This is a genomic window from Hylemonella sp. P2_B10, assembly GCF_056404875.1.
On record NZ_JBFUDE010000001.1, the window covers coordinates 606,963 to 623,838 of the forward strand.

17 protein-coding genes are annotated in these 16,876 nt (G+C 65.3%); 2 read left to right on the top strand and 15 right to left on the bottom strand.

The features are described 5' to 3' along the window. Positions 1-73: 73 nt before the first annotated feature. Positions 74-2,692 (bottom strand): hypothetical protein, encoded by a 2,619-nt coding sequence (locus AC1DX2_RS02955; protein WP_477194790.1) that lies wholly within the window; start codon positions 2,690-2,692, stop codon positions 74-76. Positions 2,693-2,778: 86 nt separating this feature from the next. Further along, the gene (locus AC1DX2_RS02960) at positions 2,779-3,234 is read right to left on the bottom strand and encodes a hypothetical protein (protein WP_477194791.1); all 456 of its coding nucleotides are present in this window, start codon (positions 3,232-3,234) and stop codon (positions 2,779-2,781) included. Positions 3,235-3,304: 70 nt separating this feature from the next. On the opposite strand from AC1DX2_RS02960, the gene AC1DX2_RS02965 reads away from it, so the two are divergent. Then, entirely contained in the window at positions 3,305-3,652 is a 348-nt protein-coding gene (locus AC1DX2_RS02965; protein ID WP_477194792.1) for a hypothetical protein, read from the top strand. Here AC1DX2_RS02965 and AC1DX2_RS02970 read toward each other — a convergent pair. The 13 genes from AC1DX2_RS02970 to AC1DX2_RS03030 all read right to left on the bottom strand — a co-directional run bounded on the left by AC1DX2_RS02970 (position 3,597) and on the right by AC1DX2_RS03030 (position 14,544). Next, positions 3,597-4,703, bottom strand: coding sequence for a hypothetical protein (locus tag AC1DX2_RS02970; protein ID WP_477194793.1), 1,107 nt, complete (start codon positions 4,701-4,703; stop codon positions 3,597-3,599). The two genes, AC1DX2_RS02965 and AC1DX2_RS02970, sit on opposite strands and share 56 nt — an antisense overlap. 5 nt (positions 4,704-4,708) lie before the next feature. Beyond that, on the bottom strand, positions 4,709-6,112 hold the full coding sequence (locus AC1DX2_RS02975; RefSeq protein ID WP_477194794.1) for a hypothetical protein: 1,404 nt from the start codon (positions 6,110-6,112) through the stop codon (positions 4,709-4,711). Between the two features lie 13 nt (positions 6,113-6,125). Beyond that, on the bottom strand, positions 6,126-6,437 hold the full coding sequence (locus AC1DX2_RS02980; protein WP_477194795.1) for a hypothetical protein: 312 nt from the start codon (positions 6,435-6,437) through the stop codon (positions 6,126-6,128). Between the two features lie 13 nt (positions 6,438-6,450). Continuing rightward, a complete protein-coding gene (locus tag AC1DX2_RS02985) occupies positions 6,451-7,962 on the bottom strand; it encodes a hypothetical protein (RefSeq protein ID WP_477194796.1) in 1,512 nt (503 codons plus the stop codon). A 143-nt stretch (positions 7,963-8,105) separates the two neighbouring features. Further along, positions 8,106-8,561: a hypothetical protein gene (locus AC1DX2_RS02990; protein WP_477194797.1), complete on the bottom strand. Its 456-nt coding sequence runs from the start codon at positions 8,559-8,561 to the stop codon at positions 8,106-8,108. Further along, positions 8,558-9,061, bottom strand: coding sequence for a hypothetical protein (locus AC1DX2_RS02995; RefSeq protein ID WP_477194798.1), 504 nt, complete (start codon positions 9,059-9,061; stop codon positions 8,558-8,560). Before AC1DX2_RS02995 ends, AC1DX2_RS02990 begins: the two co-directional genes overlap by 4 nt. 6 nt (positions 9,062-9,067) lie before the next feature. Then, entirely contained in the window at positions 9,068-9,238 is a 171-nt protein-coding gene (locus tag AC1DX2_RS03000; RefSeq protein ID WP_477194799.1) for a hypothetical protein, read from the bottom strand. A gap of 2 nt (positions 9,239-9,240) precedes the next feature. After that, entirely contained in the window at positions 9,241-9,648 is a 408-nt protein-coding gene (locus AC1DX2_RS03005; RefSeq protein WP_477194800.1) for a hypothetical protein, read from the bottom strand. Positions 9,649-9,659: 11 nt separating this feature from the next. Next, positions 9,660-10,262 carry a phage tail fiber protein gene (locus tag AC1DX2_RS03010; protein ID WP_477194801.1) on the bottom strand — a complete coding sequence of 201 codons (603 nt, stop codon included), beginning with the start codon at positions 10,260-10,262 and terminating at the stop codon, positions 9,660-9,662. A 28-nt stretch (positions 10,263-10,290) separates the two neighbouring features. Then, on the bottom strand, positions 10,291-11,886 hold the full coding sequence (locus tag AC1DX2_RS03015) for a hypothetical protein (protein WP_477194802.1): 1,596 nt from the start codon (positions 11,884-11,886) through the stop codon (positions 10,291-10,293). A gap of 3 nt (positions 11,887-11,889) precedes the next feature. Beyond that, positions 11,890-12,864, bottom strand: a complete 975-nt coding sequence (locus AC1DX2_RS03020; RefSeq protein WP_477194803.1) for a hypothetical protein — start codon at positions 12,862-12,864, stop codon at positions 11,890-11,892. Positions 12,865-13,033: 169 nt separating this feature from the next. Continuing rightward, complete coding sequence (locus AC1DX2_RS03025) at positions 13,034-13,399, bottom strand: hypothetical protein (protein WP_477194804.1); 366 nt, start codon at positions 13,397-13,399, stop codon at positions 13,034-13,036. 410 nt (positions 13,400-13,809) lie between these two features. Then, positions 13,810-14,544, bottom strand: a complete 735-nt coding sequence (locus AC1DX2_RS03030) for a hypothetical protein (protein WP_477194805.1) — start codon at positions 14,542-14,544, stop codon at positions 13,810-13,812. A 333-nt stretch (positions 14,545-14,877) separates the two neighbouring features. Between AC1DX2_RS03030 and AC1DX2_RS03035 the strand changes: the two genes are divergently transcribed. Beyond that, complete coding sequence (locus AC1DX2_RS03035) at positions 14,878-16,839, top strand: alpha/beta hydrolase family protein (RefSeq protein WP_477194806.1); 1,962 nt, start codon at positions 14,878-14,880, stop codon at positions 16,837-16,839. The last annotated feature ends 37 nt before the right edge of the window (positions 16,840-16,876 follow it).

Consider the following 16,876-nt stretch of genomic DNA (forward strand, 5'->3'; position numbering starts at 1 on the left):
CACCCCTACCCGGACAGCGCCAGCAAGCTGGGCACTGTCCGGGGGCGACTGCCGCGCGGGGTGGTGTATTCAGTTAGTTGACCCGGGCCACGCGGCCGGTGGCGCTGTACAGGATCACGCTGGTCTTGGAGCCCTTCAGCTGCGTGGGCGTGTGCGAGCCGATGTACTGGGTGCCAAAGGCTTCCTTGGCGTCGATGAACTCGCCATTGGTGTTGCGCGCTTGCTCCAGCGGCGTGACTTCCCAGGGCTTGACCATGCGGAAGCGGCTGACGCCGCGCTGGCCCAGCACCACGCGGGTGTCGCCGAACAGCGTGCCCGGGGCCTTGGGGCGCCACACGTCAATGTCCTTGATCTTGCCCACGCTGCCATCGCTGGCCAGGCCGGTGGCGATGCGTGCGCTGTTGGCCTGGAACGTCTTGGCCTGGGCCACCGAGTTGTTGACGTTGCCGCTCATCAGCATCATGTCGGCGGTGTAGAAGCGGGCGTCCTCCACCAAGGCCTTGCGAGCGCCCAGGGTGTACAGGAAGGTGTCCCAGAACTTGTCCACGTCCGCGCCACCCAGGTCCGTGCTGAACTTGCTGGCGTTGGTGCTGTAGCTGTAGCTGACCAGCAGCGGCCAGGCATTGGTGGGCACCACGGCCGCGCCGGTCTGGTCCACAAAGCGCAGCTCGCCCAGGTTGTAGTCCATCACCCAGTAGGTACCGGCGCCCAGCGCGGAGCCGTCAGCCGGCAAGATGTACTCGGTGCGCGGCACGCCGTTCAGCGTGACGGTGATCGGGTTGACGGTGGTGCCCACCTGCGCGCCGGTGATATCGAAGAACTGCCGCGGCTTGACCACCGGGAAGTTGGCCAGGGGGAAGATCTTGTTGGTGCCCTGCACGTCGGCGGTGCGCACTTCGCCAACCACTGCCACCACCGTGAACTCGTCCGAGCTGCGGGCGATTTCGTTCAGGTTGATCATCTCCGCGTCTTCGCCCACGATGCGGATCATGTTCTTCATGTTCTCGGCAATCGGCTCCCAGTTGATCACGCTGGCGCCCACCAGCATGCTGATTTCGGAGCTGAGCTGGAAGGCCAGCTTTTGCGGGATGGGGTAGGTGAACTCTTGCGTCTGGATCACGCCGCCCTTTTTGATGCCCTGCCGCTCGTAGCGGCGCAGGTTGTTCACGCCGGCGGCGGACAGGTCGCGGTAGCTGTAAGGGATGCTGATGGTGTTGGCGTAAGGCGCGGTGCCCACGTCCATCAGCTCCAGGCTCATCATGTTGTAGAGCACCTCGCGCACCACCGTGCGCTCGGCAATCGTGGGCACGGCCACGTCTGCCCCTACACCCACGCCGCCGGCCAGGCGTTTGTGCTCGTCGTGCAGCGCCTGGGCGCGCTCGGGGTCGGAGTCAAACTGGGCCAGGGCCTTTTCCGCAAACTTGCGATTGGCTTCCAACAGAATGCCGTTGGTGCCCTGGAAGCGCTTCTTGTCCTTGTCGTCATCCAGGCCGAGGCGCTTGTCCACTTCGGCCTGCAGGGCCTTGACGCTGTTGGAGCTGTCCACGGTGATGTGCACAGTGCCGCTGGGCGAGGTGTAGCCCAGGGTGACCAGCTTTTGCGCGGCGTTCAGGCTGTTCCAGCCCTTGAGCTGCAGGGCGGCCAGGGCCTTCACCTGGTCGTCGCTGGTGTTGGCTGAGATCAGCGGCACCACATCGGCGGCCAGCTTGACCACGCCCTCGGGCGTCAGCGTCTTTTCTGCGGCGATGGTATCGCTCAGCAGCTTCAGCTTGCCTTCCAGCGTGGTTTTGGCAGTGGCGGCGGCGGTGTCGCGCTCGGCCAGGGCCCGGGCCACGGCGCCGTCCACGTCCACGGTTTGGCCGGGCATGGCCAGGGTGATGGTGACGGGCTGGCCGCCATTGCCATTGCCGGTGGCGGCGGCCTTCAGGGCGGCCACGGTGTCGGTGCCGGTCTTCACAAAAGCGTCCACCACGGCCAGGCACTTGGCCTGGTCGTCCTTCACGGCCTCCAGCTGCTTGACAGCTTCGGCCACCATGATGGTGACCAGGTCGGCGGGCAGGCCCAAGGCCAGCAGTTTGGTTTTCAGTTGTTCAGCGTACATGGCGTGTGACTCCGAAAGTTCTTTGATCAGTTGCGGCGAAAGGGCCGTGCGGATGGGTTCGTCGTGCTCGCTCTCAGCAAGCGCAACAGGGTCCAGGCGTTTGATGACTGGCCGAGGCGTCAGGGCAGCGCCCAGCAGCACGCAACCGTGCGACTGCTGTTTCTCGTTGTCCTTGAAGGCCTCGTGGTACTCGGCGCTGAAGTACTTCATGCCACGCTGTTGCACGGCATCGATGCCGTATTGCGTGAACTCCACCAGCGCGCGCAGCTTGTCGCCCTCCACCTTCAGCTCGCGGATCCAGCCCGCGGCACCGTCACTGGGGCGGTGGCTGACGTCGATGGCGACGTCCTGGCCCAGCACCTTCTTGTCGAAGTTGCTGACCATCTGCTGAAGCAAGGCCGGGGTGATGGAGAACTTGCCGTAGCGTGGGTCGGTGAAGTCGCCCGTCCGGGTCAACGTCACCCACTTGCGCGCGCCAGCTTTCGTCTCTTGCGCCAGCTCAAAGCTGTGCGTGAGAAACCGCGCCAGGCCATACGTGGCCTTGGGTTCCTCCAGCTTGATGTGGCGTCCGGCAGTGGTGGGAAGTTGCATGTTGCCTCGTCATCGGTCTAGCCGACGAGAGGCAGTTTTCCCGGTTCAGGGGGACATAAAAAGGGGGGATGTTGGCCGCGTGGGCGCTACACGGCCCTGGCCTCTTCAATCACATGGCGTTTCAGCGCGCTAAGGGCCATCGTGTGGGCCTGCAATGCAGCGGACACCTGTGCGTCGCTAGGCTTGGGCTCGCCGCCATGCATTTTGAAAGCAACGTCTGCCAGCAACCCGTGCTGCACTTTCAACGCCTCAGACAATGGGGCCGCAGTGGGGAAGTAAAGACCGATGATCGCTTGCGCCTCGTGACTCGGGCTAGTTGGCGTTTCGTGTTCCGACTTGGGCGATTCCATCTCCCGATACACCCATGTGCGGTACTCTTCCAGCAGCACGAAAACTTTTTCAGCCTTTTCTCGAAGGAGGGCTTTGCGCTCGCGCTCCGCAGTGAACCGGTGCACCAAGACCTGAGTGACTGCGCCGGCAATGACGGCCATCAACCCACCAATGAGAGACCCGTACAGGGCGGCTTCAGCTGAATCAAGCATGCGGCATTGTTGCAGGCCTCGCCCAACCCAAATACTGTATATTGATACAGTGTTATACCGAGTCTTCCGAATGAGAGAGCGCGGCGAGCCCCTGCCGCTTGACGTGGCCAAGGCCGGCGGCCGCGTGGGCCAGCTGGCGTACAGCCGGCGCATCGAATGGGTCAACGTGTACCTGGCGCGGCTGATGACGCCGGACTATGACTACATCTTCCCGTGCATTGAGCCGGCGCAGCTGGTGGTGCTGCCGCAGTGGGTCGAGATCTCCGGGCTGGAACACACCGACGTGCGCGGCGGCTACAAGGCCAGCAAGTCCACCAAATGGCACCAGGTGTGGCGCTGCGTGCCGGTGTTCCAGCGGCCGCTTATCCGCCTGCCGGTGCGAGACTTTGCCGCGCCAGCCGCTCATCCACCGCGCTGACGTTGGCGCGGATCATCGCCTGCGTGAGCAGACCCTTGTCGAAGTACTCGGCCTTGGTGGGCCCTAGCACGCCACGGCGCAGCTCGGGCGCCATGCGGCCCAGGGCCTGCAGCGGCGTCTCCTTGCCGTCGCGGTCGGCCTGGCTGATCTCGCTCTCAAACACCACCACCACAAAGCTGAGCGTGTTGGGGTGCGCGGGCCAGGGGCAGCTCTCGGCGTCGGGGTACACGCCCTCGCCCAGGCCATGCAGGTTTTGCCGGGCCAACAGGTCGCAGATGTCGGGCCGCGGGTGGGCCGGGCTGAGCAGGAAGCGAAAGCCGGCAAAGCCCGGCGCTTCCACCGCGCTGGCCATGTAGGCGGTGCCGTGGGCGCGGTTGATCTCGGTGCGCAGCACGCGCTCGGCCTTGAAATATTCGCCGTCGCTGTCGGTCAACACGTCGGCGGCGCTCACCACCGCGCTGGCCTGGGCGCCGGCCATGCGCTGCTGCAGGTCCAGGGGCACCGGCTGGCCTTCCATCACCAGCTGCTGCGCGGCCTTGGCAGCGTCCCAGCCGGACACCACGGCCTGGCTGATTTGCCGGCGCAGCACCTCCTTGGCGCCGCTGGTCAGGGCCCAGACGCGGTCGCTCAGCTTGAGCCCATCCGCCGCGGTGAAGGCCTGCACGGCGCGCACCGCCTCCTGGCTGATGCGGAAGGCGCTGGCGGCCTCCAGCACGGCCGGCACGGTGCGACCGGTGGCGCCCAGGCCGGCAGCGGTGAAAGGCCGCACGCCCAGCTCGGCCGCCTGGCCCATGGCGCCCTGCAGCAGCTGGCCGCGCTGGGCGTGCAAGGTGTCCATGATGTCGTCAATCTGCTGCAGCAGCGCGCGCAGGCGCTGTGCGGACACGCTGCCGTCGCCTTCAGCCTGTGCGCGCACGCTGGCGCGCACCTGGTCGGCCGCGGTCTCATACAGGTGGTCCAGCTCGGCCATGGCGCGCATGTCCAGCGCCTGCATGGCATTGCGCGCCTGCTGGCTGGCGCGGCGGATGGCGGCGGCGGTGCTGTCGGCCACGCGGCTCAGCGGCCGCGGCCGTGGTGGGTGCCTGGCGTGGGCACGTGGGTGGCGCTCTGGCCCTTGCCGGCCTGGCCGGGGGTGATGGTGACGCCGCCAGGCATGGGCGGCGTGCCGCCGGCGGCGCCAGGGTCGGGGTAAGGCTCGCGGCGTTTGGCCTGCGCCTCGCGCTGCGCGCGGATCTGGGTGGGGTCCATGCCCATCATGGTGAAGATGACGTCATCCGGCACACCCAAGGCCTGCCACTTCAGCGCCAGGTCGGCCACTTGGTTGGTGGTCTCGGTGCGGCGCTCGGCAAAGCGCAGGGTGTAGGCGTCGGGCGCCGGGTCTTTGCCCTGGAAGAGCAGGTGCACGCGAAAGGCGGCGTCGTATGCGTCGGCCATCTCGTCCTGGATGCCGTCCAGCGCTTCGAAATAGGCCTGCTTCAGGTCGGCCAGCACGTCGCGGCTCAGATCGCCCACGTAGCCAAACAGGCCCTTGGGCGCTGGCGTGCCGGCATAGAAGGTGTCCAGCAGGTGCACCACGTCTTCAATGTCGCCCAGCGTGGCGTCGCCCTGCACGGCCGTGACGCCGCCCTTGCGGTTGCTGTAGAAGTCGGTGGTGATCTCGCCCTTCTCGCCCTCGGTGGTCTTGCGGTAGGCGGCCAGTGCGGTGTCGTCGGCGCCCTCCAGCACGTGGCTCAGGCGCAGGGGGGCGCGGGTGCGGCGGCGGATGACCAGGTCTTCGTCGGTCATCATCAGCTTGCGCCAGGTCTTGGCCACCGCATCGAGGAACGGGCGGCCCATGCTGCCCATATCGTCGTAGTTGTCTGGATCCAGCCGGGCCAGCACCAGCTGGTAGGCGGCAAAGCTGGCCAGCATTTTGCCGGTCATCACATCGCGCTGCTCGAAGGCGTGCGCGGGGTCCTTGAAGCGGCCATTCGGGGCGACGATGGGCACCAGCGTGTCGCTGGGCATGCGCACGGCGTCGGTGACGCTGTTGGCCTGGTCCAGCACCAGCTGCAGGGCCAGATTGCCCTCCTTCAAAAAGCCGGCGGCGTCGCTCTTGAGCTTGGCCTGTTTGGTGAGCTTGAGGCGGGCGGCAAACTGTTTCCACTCCTCGGCCAGGGCCTTGCCCTCGGCAGACTCGCCGGTCACCTGCATCACCAGGCCGCCGCGCACCAGGTCGCTGGAGACGCGGCGGTGGATCTCTTTCACCCGGCCGTCTTGCTGGTCCATCTTGCGGATGGTGTCCACCAGCGCGCGGCGGTCGTAGTCCACAAACATGGCCTGGCGCATCTCGCGCTGCATGGCAATGTCGCTGGCCACGCGGTGGCCGCGCTCCAGGCTGTTGCTGGGCGGGGTGAACATGGCCTGCAGCCGGGTGCCCAGGCTGGCGGCCATGCTGCTGGCGAGGGTGCGGAGTTTCATGGTGTGGGGGTCCTTACAGCTCGTCCACCAGCAGATCGTCGGTGGAGACGTGCTTGTTGCCGTTGCTGTCGATCACGCGGGCTTTGAGCTTGTAGACGGTGCCCGGCGGGTGGCCGGTGGGATCGATGCGCTGAGCCACATCCGTGCCCACGGGCACCGGCAGACCAAAGGCCATGCCCTGCGGGTCCGCGTCGGTGCCTTTTTTCACGGTGATGCGGAAGTAGTCCACGGTGACGATGGTGGCGCCGGCGAGCTGGCGGGCAAACGGCAGGGTGACGGGCTTGAGCTCGTCAGGATCCAGCGGGCCCAGGGGTTCAAGGTTCATGGCGCGGTGCTCCTCATGCGTTGATGCGGCCTGCGAAGCTGCGGCGCGGCTCGCGCCCGGCAAAGGCACGCCGCGGCTCGCGCCCCACCAGCGTGGCCTTGCCCAGCACGGGCGAGAAAACCTGCAGGCCGGCGCCGGCGGTGGCCACGGCCACGCCATTGGCGGCCAGCTTCCAGGCCACCACGGGCGCAGCACCAGCCCCGCCCTGCCCCAGCGCGCCCGCGCCCAGGGTGACGGTGAGCTGCAGGCCGGCGCCGGCGCCGCCCTGGGCCAGCGCCTGGGCCGTGAGGGGCACCTGCAGCCACAGGCTGGCGCCGGCGCTGCCCAGGCCCGCCGCGGCGCCGCCCAGCGGCTTGGCCACCTGGATGCCGGCGCTGGCCTGCGCGTTGCCAATGGCCTGCGCGGCCAGGTTGGCGGAACCGCCCAGATCTGCGCTGGCCGTGACCTGGGCCACGGCCGCGGCGGACAGGTTGACCACTAGGTTCAGGCTGACAGTGGCGCCGGCATTGCCCAGGGCATTGGCCGCCAGGTTGACGGTGCCGCCGCCGGTGACGGACAAATCTGCAGTGGCGCCCACCTGGCCCACCGCATTGGCGCCCAATGGCTTGCCCACGGTGATGCCGGCGGTGGCCAGGGCTTGCGCCACAGCTGCGGCGCCCAGGCTCACCTGCAGGTCCACCTGGCCGGTAGCGGTGACGGTGGCCACGGCGGTGGCGCCCAGGCTGGCCGTTTTAGCCAGGTCAGCGGTGGCGCCAGCCTGGCCCACTGCGGTCGCCGTGAGCGAGACGGTTTTGGCTATGCCGGCGGTGGCACTAGCAACACCCAGCGCGGCACCAGCGAGGGTGACGCCTTTGAGCAAGTCGCCTGTAGCAGCAGCCTGCGCGATGGCGTTGGCCGCCAGAGTGACAGCACCAGCGGACGGGAAAAACACCTCGTCGTCGTCGGTCTGGATCAACTGCAGCGGATCTGCGAGGATTTCACGCAGCTCGGTGTCGCCGACCCACCGGCCAAAAACAATGATCAGTTCCGTCGTTGCGGCGCCGTATTGTGTTGCGCCATTGATGTCGTTGCCCGGGCCACGGCCGACGGCAAGTTCCCAGGCTGAGGCGCCGCCATAAGCGGCGTTGCCTGTCCAACTGTTGGATCCCAGTTTGGTGAGGCCCAGCCACACGTCAAATTTGGTGGTGTCGGTGACATGCTTGCGCATGGCACCAACGCAACGCGTGCCAACCACTGACGAACCGCCTGTGCAGTAGAACGTTCCATTGCTGGTGGTGGCCGTGCCTACAAGCTGCCCACTGGAATTGACGCCAATGCCACCGCCACCACGCCCCACGCCGGCAACCGCCATGCTGACAATAGGCGAGCAGCTGCCCACACCCACGGCGCTGGGGGTGGTGATGACGATGATCGTCAGGTTGTCGCACCAGGCCACGCCGGTGGTGGGCGCCCGAGCAATGTAGTTGTTGGTTCCGTTGGTGGTGATGCCTTCGTTTGCGCGTACCGGGGCGTTGCTAGGCGCCATCAAACCACCATTAAAAGCATCCACCCAACCCCCTGAAGGATTGATCAGAGCGACGATGCCATGCGCGCGCGGATTGCTCCAGGCAATACGCGGCGCGTGCCTAGGCACGCGCGCATGCAGCCGCTGACTGGAGACGTTTGGCATCAGGCCGGCCCACGCGTGCGCGGCACCAGCTGCAGCTTCCAGCCGCTGCTGACGGTCTGGCCCGTGCCGTTGTTGTGGATGTAGTAGTCCGCCAGCTTTGGAATGTCGCGCGCATACATCCCCTGCAAGGGCAAATACTGTGCGCTGGTGACGTTGTTCACCACGAAATTGCCAATGAAGATCGTGGGCCGCGTGGCCTCGGGCACCTCCGAATCATTGGTCCCGTCAATGTCCAGCGGCCTGGCGTACAGGGACAACACAGCGCCTTCGGTGGGCGCTGTGGCGAAGGTGCAGGACAGGTAAAACTCAGCGTCTGGGTAGCCCACACCATCGCTGCCGCTGTCGCGGTTGTTGCTGGCATCGTCCGCCTGCACAACCGAGCCATTGGTGATGCTGGCGCCGCTGGCCTCCAACACGCGTACGGTTCCCAGGAAGACCTTGGTCTCGTTGGTCATAGCGTCATCCTCCCGTCAGCCACGTTAAGCCGGTAGCTGACTTCGGCCATGGGGAACGGATCGGGCTTCAGCGTCAGCGCGATCAGGACGTTCACCCATGCCTGCTGCAACACGCCGACTTGTGCCAGCGCGTTCAACAGCAAGTGCGCCTTGGCGTTCCCGATATCCAGGCCTGCGTCCGTCTTCAGCCAAGCCACCATCCGCTTGATACCAGCATGTTTGGTGGCCAGGGGGTGATTGCCCGGCGGGGCGTTGGCCGCAAAGCTTTCCAGCGCAGCCACACAGGCCTCCCCGTCTTCCACGTCCAGCGCATCCACGATCCCGCGCTCGCCGATCATGCGGGTCTCGATGCGTGTGCGGCCGGCAGACAGCAGCTCGGTGATCTTCACGTCGTTGCGGTTGTCTGGGTCGGCAATGTAGGGCTCAATGGCCGCCACCTCGTCAGGCGTGAGGGGGCGGCCCCTGATGCCCTCCAGCGCTGCCAGCTGTGCTGGTGTCATGGCCGGTTACTCCGCCGCCTTGATCGCCGCCGCCAGCTCGTCGCGGGCGGCGTCGTCCAGCTGCTGCAGGCCTCGCGTCAGATCGACCGGGGTCGATTCGTCGGCGCCGGCCTCGTCGGCCGCTGCAACCACTTGGCTCAGGTGTTGCGCCAACAGGCGCACTTGTGCGAGGTTCATGGTTACTGGCCCTCCAGGATGGTGGAAATGGCCGTCAGCGCCGCGCGGGCGGCGTCTCGCTCGGTCGGTTTGAAGGTGGCGGCCTTGTCAGGGCACGCCGCCACCAGGCGGGCCCGGGCGGCGTCGGCCAAGTCCTGCACCTGCTGGGCCTGGGCGACGGTGATACGTCGCTCTGTCAGCAGACGGGTGGCGCGCTGGCGCGAGGCGATCACCGCCGTATAGTCGGCGGCCACGTCCACCTCACAAGTGTTTGCCAGCGCCAACGTGGCGGTGGTGACGATGCGCGAGGCCTTGGCACTGGCGGCCAGAGGTTGTGGCGCCGACGCCGGCGGTGCCGGCTGGGCTGTGGCGCAGGCCTGCAGGGCGGCGATCGCGCACACCGCCAGCAGGCTCCAGATGGTTTTTTTCATGGTGGCTGGGCTCAGTTGTCCAGCTGCACGGTCAGGCTGGCTATGGGCAGCGTGACGGTGTCGCCGGTGTTGATGGTCTTGCTGGTGGTGAGCGCCGTGCACACCAGCAGGTTGCCGCTGGTGGAGGCGTCCAGCAGGCCCAGGTGCGTCACCGTGCCCCAGCCCGCGGTGGGCGTGGGCAGGGTGATGGCCACGCTGTTGCTGGTGGTGCCGCTGGTGCCGGTGCTGGCGCCGGTGCCGCTGGCCTGGGTGTTGGCCCAGTTGCTGGTGCCGGCCGCGAGCGACCCGCGCGCATAGCTGCCGGTGGCCACCTCGGTGCCGCCGGCGCTGTCGCTGCACGAGCTGGTGTACAGCGCCACATAGATGGTGCCGGGCGCGGTGTAGCTGGTGGCCCGGAAAACATGGTCTATGAGCTTGTTTTCCAGGTAGTCGCTGAGCGCGGCCGCGTTAGCTGGCGTGGCGCTGACAAAGGCAGCGGTGGCCACCACCGCAGGCGCAGCGACAGTGGCCAGCGACATGGCGCTGGGCACGGTGCAGCTACTGGCCAGCGCGGCCAGGCCGATGGCGGCGATGGCGATCGCCTGGGTCCAGAGTCTCTTCAGGGGTTTCAGCATGGTGTGCTCCTTGGGTGGTTGCGGGGGGTCAAAAATCGATCACGGCGGGCTCGCCCAGCAGGGCCTCCCGTGTGCTCTTGCGCTGCTCGATGGCCGCGGGCGCGCTGTCGGGCATGCCCCGGGTCACCAGCGCATGCACGGCGGCGCAGGCGGCGTCAAACAAGTCGTCGCCCTTTTTGGGGTCGGCCATCTTGAAGCTGCTGTAGCTGACCTTGGTGGGCAGCGCCTTCACATTGCCCAGCTGGCGGCAGAAGGCCAGCCACTCGGGCGGCTCGGTCTCGTCGTTGGTGTCGACGTAGGGGAAGGCGGCGCGGTTGTGGTGGAAAACGCTGCGCAGCTCGCTGGCCATAGTGTGCTTGTTGGGGCCATCAAAGCGGATGGGAGCAAAGGCCCACTGATCCCACGCGCTGGCATTGCTGTCGCCGTCGTTGATGGTGCTGCGGTTGATGTGCGTCAGGCCCTGGCGGAAGAGTTGGTCGTTGACGGTGGTCATCATCCCCACGCCGTAGGCGTCGCCATAGGCATGGTCGGGGCGGAAATAGTCCCAGATGGCGATCAGGTCTTGGGCCAGCACCGTGTCGCTGGTGCCGGGCGGCCAGGTGCGCACAAAGGGGAAGGTGATCCACTCGCCCATGGTCTCGGCAATCACCAGCGCGCTGCGCGAGGCCTCGGGCGATTCGCCGTGGCCGGTGTGGTCATACCCCAGGCCGATCAAGCCGCGGCGCTTGTAGCGCATGCCTGGCAGCGGGCCGGCGCGCTGCAGGCCTACCTCCAGCCCCAGCGAGCTGGCGCGGCGGATGTGCTGCTCCCAGATCCAGTTGCGGGCCTTGATGTTCAGCCCCAGGAACTGGCGCAAGTACTCCTCGGGCATCTGCTGGGCGCGCATCTGCTCGGCCCAGCTGGCGTCCACCATGCCCATCTGCACGCCCAGGTGCAGGTTGACGATGGGCAGCAGCTTGTACTGCTCGCTGTCGATCAGGGCCTGCAGCACGTCGGCGCCCTTGAACACGCCGGTGATGCGCACGCTGGGCTTGAACTTGATGCCGTCAGCGCCCGGGCGCCTGGCGGAGCCCAGCATGGGCAGGAAGCGGCTGAGCAGCCGCTCCTGCGGCATGTCGTCCACCTCTTCAATGTCGGCAATGGTGATGGAGTCGCCGTCGATCTGGCTCATGATGCCGTAGGCACCGGCCTTACTGCGGTTGGCAAAGGCAAAGCCGGTGTCGCGCAGCTGCGGGCGGCCTTGCTTGTAGTCGATAAACGCCTCAAGCACCGGGCTGCGTCGGATGGCGTCGATCATGTAGTTCAGGTTGTTCTGGCTCTGCTGCATGCGCGGCGCGACGATGCCCAGCTCCTGGTGCGGGGTGGTGGCCAGCACTTCCAGGTTGTGCATCTCCTTGCCAAAGGTTTTGCCGGTGCGCCGGCAGCTCACGTCCACGGTGTTGGGGTGCTCGTCCATCTCCTGGAACTTGAGCAGCTGCATGGGGTCCAGCGTGACGCCGTGCACGTTCTTGTGCCACAGCGAGTGCGGGCGGATGCCGCCGACCGGCTCGGTGAAGCGCATCAGCTCGCGCTCGGCCACGATGGAGCTCTTGCGGCGCTGGGCGGCGGAGACGCGGTCGGCCATGGTTCAGTCCTCCGCCCCGCTGGCCAGGTGCTCCACCAGCACCGGGTCGGCGCGCGTGGCTGCGGCGCTGTTGGCCAGCAGCTGGCGCGCGCCGGCCATGGCCTCTACCATCTTGGTCTGGAAGGCCTCCAGATCTGCCGGCAATGCCTTGGTGGGGCCGCCCAGGTTGCCGGCCAGGCTCTCTTCTTCCTCGATCGCGCGCTTGGGCGTCATGCCCAGGTCAGACATGTTGATGCCCAGCCGGGTGGAAAAGTCGGTGATGATTTTCAGCAGCGGGTGGGCGTGCAGCTCTTCAATGAAGTGCTTCTCGCCCTCGGCGTCCTCGTAGCTCAGCGTGACCGGCACGCCTTCCCGGCTCAGCTCCACCTTGGGGTGGCGCAGCACCACGCCGTCGCCCAGCACCTGCTGCAGCATGATCTGCAGGGTGGCGGTGATGGCGGCCACCGTCTCGCCATGGATCTCGGTCAGCAGCTTGGGGTTGCGCTGTTCAAAGGCGGCGTGGTGCATCATGAAGATGCGGGTTTGCCGCTCGCACGCGGCCTGGGTGGCGCACCAAGCCTGGTCAACGTTGCAGGTCTCGCACCAAGCGTATTTACCTGGCTTCGCGGGGAAATAGGTGGCGGTGCGTGCGCTGTTGCCGTGCTTCATGGCATTGAAGCGGGTGCGCAGCGCCTCGCTGGGCGTGGGGTGGCCTTTGATGTTCTCGGCACTTGCCTTGATGCCTTCCGGCGTACGGGGCCCGGTGCACATCTGATGGGCCTTCAACAGCGCGCGCTCATTGCTTGCCTGCGGCTGCAGCTTTGCTGTGCAGTGCGGGCAGTCGGCGTAGTAAAGGTAGGGGTGGTAGGCCTGCTCGGGGTCGGCCGTCTCTTCTACTATGTCCGGCTCGCCCTCAAACGCGCGCTTGCACCCGCCACACCGGAATGTGACGGTGGTGAGCTTTGCAGTCCAGTCCTTCTTGGCCATCGTGGCGGCCATGGTGGCCGGATGGCGCGGACATAAAAAGGGGCGGAGTTGGCCGTTGTCAGCCAGCCCCGCCCGGGTCAAGGATCAGCTCTTCGGAAGCTGATCAAGGAGACTGCGCCCGGCCGTCCGAAACCAGGCGCGCGCCCACTGTAGGGCGGCCCTGGCAGCAAAACAAGCAAACTCAGGCTGGAACCGTGGGCGCCTTGGCCCGGTCCAGCTCAGCGGCGTGTCGCAGGCAGTGCAGCACCATGCCTGGCGCATCAGCCACGCCATCGGCGCCAACGGTGCCGAGCATGGCCGGGCCCGGCATGTGCTGCGGGTTCAGGAACAGTACCAGGATCCGCTCCGCCGCCTGGCCGTCCAGACTCAGCAGGTGGCTGAAGCGCAGCTCCAAGCCGGCGGAGCTGGCCAGCATGCAGCCGACGTCCAGCTGCAGGGTGATGGTCACACCGTGAGCAGCTGCTGGGTCTGCGGTGAAGTGCGCATAAGCCGCGGCGGCAAAGCGGTTGAATGAGTCGCGCATGGTCGCGCTGCCTGCGATGGGCATGCATCCTCCTCGAGTTGTCGTTATTGGGGCCGGCCGGCCACGAAAGCGGCGGTTTCTTCAGCGCTGCCCAAGCGGAGCAGCACGCCGTCTATCAGGTGTGCCACGCCTTGGGCGTGCTCGGCGGGTAAAGGGCCAGGGTGGTGTCGCAGCAGCAGCGCTGAGAGCGCCACAAGGGCTTTGGTGCTGCTGGAAACGTCGGTGTGTAAGGTAAGCAGTTCTTGATGAGTGACATGTGACAGAGGCAGGCGAGATTCATCGGGCATTTTTTCAACAACTCCTGTTGGCCGTCTCACTATATGTAACAGAGCCCGTCCTACAAAGGAGTTGGATGCAAATTTAGCAGGCAAAAGACACGCTTTTCTGTGCAAGCGGCCAGCCTTTACCCACTTTGGTGGATGCTGGCCCGCGATCTACTTCACCTTTTTGGCTAGCGAAGGCGGGCTGGACACTGCGCCACTCGCTTTGGCGGCGGCTTTCTCTGCTAGGACCCGTCGATCATGCTCTTCGATTAGCTCTTTACTTGACTTTGCCCCTACTGTCTTTCGCCATTCAATGTCCGATTTTTCCAATAAGTCCATCATGTCCTGCAGGCACGTAAGGCGGGCCTCACTTTTCTGGTGCTCCTCATGGTCATCGATGACCAGTTGGAGAAACCCTCTCAGTCGATCGTATAGTGCCTGATGTGCCAAGTCCGGCATGTCCTTAACCAGAACACTGATTCCGGGGTTAAGTTGGTCCTTGGCTTTTGACCGCACCATGCAGCCCTGGGGCGCTCCTCGAAAGGCCGGCCAAAGAGGAACGTAGTTGATTGGTCCGGACAGGAGGCCTGACCGAGCCTTTTTGGAAAAGGGCACCGGGGCATTGTCATCTAGGACCTTCACTGCCCAAACACGAAGTTCCGGCTCTTGGTTTGCAGGGTTTTCCTTCAATATCCCCGCCGCGATGGCCACGTAGTCCTTCTTGATTCCTTCATCTGCGAGTTGCCGCTGAATGAAGTAGCCGGCCACGGTCAGCACAATTGGAATGGCAAGCGCCGAAAAGATTGTTGCTATGTTCTTGGCACCTTCATAGTTGGACGCTGATTTTTGCGGCGCTCCTTGTAATCGGGTTTTTATGGTGTTGAGCTGCCGGTCTCTTTCAGCCATTGATATCTCCCTTTGCGAGTCCGGGGGAGTAGACCGTCCGACAGCCCCATTGTCAAGCCGCCAACCGAACCGGCACACGCCAAAGTACAGGACGCGGTATGTGCAGTTTTTTGGTTCGTAGTGAGGCCCGGTTGGGGAGCCACTACAAGCCGCAAGGCAACTGGAAACCACGCTATCTTTTTGGTAGCGTGGTTTTTCACTTTGAGCCCGTTGCAGGATGGCCCAAACCGCGATGCGGGCTGCGGCAACGGCGCAATGCGACTTCCCATATAAACTCCCCAGCACAAGGCAGGCCCTTGCCCTGCCAAGATCACGCTCACGGAGGATTCAGGGATGGCAAATTTTCACGACACGCGTTTTTCGCCGCTCGCGTTGGCGCTCGCACTCACCGTGCTCTCACCGTTTTCCATCGCAGCCACCAGACTGCCGCTGGAGGCCTTCGCCACCCTGCCGGTGGTGAAGACGGCGGAACTGTCACCCGACGGACAGAAGGTGGCGATGATGGTCAATCACGAAGGCACCACCAGCATCATGGTTCAGGGCTTGGGCAAAGATGGCAAGCGAGTCAGCCTGATGTCCACCGACAACAAGCAGTACGGTTTCAAGTGGCTGCAATGGGTAGGCAACGATCGCCTGTTGGTCGCCACGCAGTTCGCCGCCAAGCGCCGCATGGGCAACGTGGCCGGCGGCGTTGGGGGCACCGACACGGATGAGACGCGCCTGCTGTCCGCCAAGGTGGACGGTAGCCAGGTCATCAACCTGATGAAACCCAACAGCTTCAAGGGCGACTACCAACCGCAATTTCAGGATGACGTCATCGACGTGGACGTTGACGGCGGCAAACACGTGCTGATCGCGCTGGCGGACCAGCTGCCCAGCGAGCAGAACAAAACCTATAACCCGGACAAGGTGGTCTACAGCCTGGACGTGGAGACTGGCACCCGCACCCACGTATTCGGCCCACGCACCAACTTCCACACCTGGATGGTGGACCGCAGCCACCAGGTGCGGCTAGGCATCATGCAGAACCGGGCCGACATTGAGATCCATGCCTGTGATCCGGACGGCAAGAACTGGCGAAAACTGTGGGCCTACAAGGACGGCAGCCGCGACAGCGTGCAGCCGCTGGGCTTCGGTATGGACCCGAACCAGCTCTTCATTCTGGCCGACAACGGTGGCCGCCGCGCGGTGTTCACGGTCGATTTGCGCGACCCCCAACTCAACAAGACCGTCAAGCTGGCGGACAACCGGAACCTGTTCGGCAGCGTGGTCTACTCCAGCAAGAGCCGGGAGCCTGTGGGCCTTGGCGGGGGCGCGGCCATTGTCGGCAACACGGCAGCCAACTATTGGGACTCCGGCCACAAGGAATGGGCCGCCACCCTGGACCAGGCGCTGCCCAACCGCTACAACCCCATCTACAGCACCAGCGCAGACGAGACGCGCTACATCGTGCATTCCACCAGCCCCAACACGCCGCCGGAGTTCTACCTGGGCGACGACAAAGCCAACAGCCTGGGGCTGCTGGCGTCGGCCTACCCGGCGTTGACGCCCCAGGCCATCTCTCCGCGACAGCAGGTCACCATCAAGGCCCGTGACGGAGCCAACCTGAACGCATACCTGACGCTTCCGCAGGACATGGAGGCCAAAAACCTGCCTGCAGTGCTGCTGCTGGAAGGCGGGCCGCAGTATACGTTCGACGGCCGATTCAACCTGTGGGCTCAATTCCTGGCCAACCGAGGTTACGCAGTGCTGCTGCTGAACTCGCGCGGCTATTTTGGCTACGGTGACGACGTCAGCGATGCCGTTCAATGGCTGGTGGCACAGGGCACCGCGAATCCCAAGCGCATTTGCGCCGTCGGCGGCAACCAAGGCGGCTATGCCGCGATGATGGCGGCGGCCAAGACCCCCGACCTGTTCCGCTGCGCGGCCAGCTATGCCGGCCCCAGCGATCTGGTGGAACTCGTTCGAACGCGCGGCTACTACCAGTTCGGTCTTGACGTCACGGAGTCGCGCATGGGCACCCAAGCGCTGGAGCCCGAGAAATTGAAGGCGGCCTCGCCAGGCTTCCTGGCAGCACAGATCAAGGTCCCTGTGTTGCTGGTCCATGGCAGCAATGACCGGCGGGTGTCGATCGACCAGAGCGAGAGAATGAATGCGGCCCTGTCCGCCGCCAACGTGCCGCACCGTTTCGTCAAACAGGAGTCCGGCGACTACCTTATGAATGTGTACGAGCACCGCCTGCAGTTCTTCCGCGAACTGGAGAAATTCCTGGCCGAGAATCTGGGCACCAGGTGACGGGCAAAAAAACGGCGGCTTGACGCCGCCGTGAATA